At 62.3% G+C, this 2,392-nt stretch carries 2 protein-coding genes; one reads left to right on the top strand and one right to left on the bottom strand.

Features of this window, described 5'->3' with window-relative positions; translation table 11 throughout:
• Positions 1 to 67 precede the first annotated feature (67 nt).
• Positions 68 to 1,666, bottom strand: a complete 1,599-nt coding sequence (locus tag QZY03_RS10700; RefSeq protein WP_295580814.1) for a hypothetical protein — start codon at positions 1,664 to 1,666, stop codon at positions 68 to 70.
• Positions 1,667 to 1,868: 202 nt separating this feature from the next.
• Between QZY03_RS10700 and QZY03_RS10695 the strand changes: the two genes are divergently transcribed.
• The gene (locus tag QZY03_RS10695) at positions 1,869 to 2,306 is read left to right on the top strand and encodes a hypothetical protein (protein ID WP_295580812.1); all 438 of its coding nucleotides are present in this window, start codon (positions 1,869 to 1,871) and stop codon (positions 2,304 to 2,306) included.
• Positions 2,307 to 2,392: the final 86 nt, after the last annotated feature.

The raw sequence follows: 2,392 nt of genomic DNA, 5'->3' as shown, positions 1-2,392 counted from the left end.
CTGGTGCGCCGCACCAGTTGGGCGGCGGCGAATTTCGTCAACTCAACCGCAGACCCGGACGCCCTCGTTATTTCCCGCCAGGATTGGCAACGCGTGCTGAATCAACTGGCCTCGACTCCCTGAAATGGCCAAAGTCGAGTAGATGTGCGACGATGCACACCAGCGTCGCCGCGATCAGACCAAACGACGTTTTGTGCAGGTCGTGTTCGAGGCGCTCGGACTGTTCGCAGTTCTGTTGGTGGAATTGCAATTGTCCCTCCATGACCTGCTTCAGGTACCCAAGGCAACGGCGCAGATACTCCTGATCGACCGTCGCGTTCGGTAACCCGCTGGCCCTGATTAGCGCCCGCAGGTGCCAGGCCATCCAGCGCCGACTCACGTCACCGTAACTCTCCCAATGGGCGGGCGCCCGGGGGAAGAGCCATGGGGCACCCAGCGGGATCAGGAACCGCAATTGCCGGATCATCTCGGCGAGCAGGCGATAATCCAGCCAGCGGCGATGCCACTGCCGACGCCGGGCCCAGTAGACCGTCAAAAGGATTGTCAGGATGACCACTAATTCGGCGACGACGCAGAGGGTCTCAAACCCATGGATTGGCACGTAGGCGCCGACCGTCATCGGCAGCAGCGCGAGGAGGACTGCGACCGCGGACAAGGTGTAGCCGAGCAGAAAAGTGCTGCGGTAGGCATCGGCATAGAGCCCTGCCAGTTTTCCGGCCCACGCATAGTGGGGGGCCAACTGCGCATTCACCCAGCCGGCGACATCCGGAGTGACAGGCCAGTCCGTCGCGGCGGCCTGCTCGAACGCCTGCACGCGCAAGGGCGGCAGCCGGAGTCGTCCCGTTCCATGCAGTTGGCGAAAAACTCGCCAGGCAACTGCGAAATTCCAGCGCGGCCGGCGCTCTTTGAAGTAGCGCCCGCAGTGGGCCACGCCCAGGTCTTTTCCCCCGTCCCCAGCGTTGTGGTCTGGCGATGGGAGATCGAGAATCTCCCGGACCACCGCGGCCAAGTCGTCCCGATTGGTCTCACCGTGGACGGTACCACCGTTGTCCTTGCCGGCGGCTGCAAGGTCCGATGGTTCCCGCAACAGGCACCAGGCGTGGGGAGCGCGGGCATCGATCCAGACGACCGGCATACCGTCTTGGAGTGCGCGTCTGAGCGTGGCCACGGTGCCCCCGGAGCCCTTTGAGGGGCCGCCGTCCCATACCGCAACCAGGAGATCGGACTGATTGAGCAAGACCGATGCAGCAGCCGCATAAACCCCCGTCGCCCTCGACCGATCGCCGTCCAACTCAAAGCGCACCAGTTGGGGGCGGGCACGGTCCATGAGGCCCCTGAATTCCTCCACCGATCCGGTTTGCTGGGATTGGGGAGGCTGAAAATCGCGTTCGAACTCCGCCTGGTGATAGGGCAGCGGGCAGCAAAGGGAGTAACCGAGCCGAAGCGCCTGCTCCGCGAAGAGGCGATCCGTGCCCTCCGCCAACGACGTCACCGCGCGTAAAGTCGCCGCCGCTTCTGAATAGAGCGCGGGGTGTGTTCGCTGAAAGGCCCCGACCGCGGAACACACCAAGTCCAGTACCTCGTGCAGGCGCTGGCCAAGGAGCGGTAGGTCAGCCTGATCGAGCCGATTCGGTCGATGACCGACGCAGCCGATACGAAGCGTCAAGGGCGCGCGAGGTGGCGACTTCCGCGTTGGCGGGTCAGCGTCGGTCGTCGATTGATCGATAACTGGAGTCATGATGACCTGGCAGCGACAGCGGTGAGGACAGGCAAGAGTGAGGATAGCGGAAACGCCCGACTTGTTGTAGGGTTTGGGTTCGCGGACTTGTTCAAGAGCAGTCGCTCTCACCCCCTGGCGAGGAGTCACCATGCTATACCGCATCATCGATCCCGACCGGTTCGCCGAGTGCATCCAACAAGTGCAGCAGGCCTTCTGGCCTGGAGAGCGCTTTATGGCGCTGCGCGACCGGCTGCCCAGCGACCTGGACGGCGCAAGCGAGGACAAGATCCTTGAGAAGACCGCAGCGGCGCTGAAAACGATCGCCGAGACCGTGGCAGCCGAACCCCACTACCTGGCAATCGATGAGACCGGCAGGCGCCATGCGGTCCCCTTGCCCTTCCTCGACCGCTACTACCGTTTGTTCCTGCAGCGCAAATGGGAGCAGCCATACGCTGACCCGCAAGCCGCGGCGAATGACCTGTTCCGACTCGGCCGGGAGATAACCGGCGGCAATTACTCGCGCAACGTTGGTATCGAGGCGCCATTTAATAACCGGACGCGCCTTAATGCAATTTTTCTAGCATAGTCTATACTTAGAGTTAGGTTTTGGATTACGAGGAGAGTCGATCATGAGTAACGAATGGCTTAATGACGCAAGAAAGATTCCTGGCG

The organism is uncultured Lamprocystis sp. (genome assembly GCF_903933125.1).
In the GTDB taxonomy this organism is placed as follows: domain Bacteria; phylum Pseudomonadota; class Gammaproteobacteria; order Chromatiales; family Chromatiaceae; genus Thiodictyon.
Note: the sequence above shows the minus strand (reverse complement) of the source record. Positions and strands in the feature narration are given on the sequence as shown.

Excerpts from the sequence above, each read along its gene's own strand:
- QZY03_RS10695 (WP_295580812.1), top strand. The coding sequence starts at position 1,869 with ATGCTATACCGCATCATCGATCCCGACCGGTTCGCCGAGTGCATCCAA.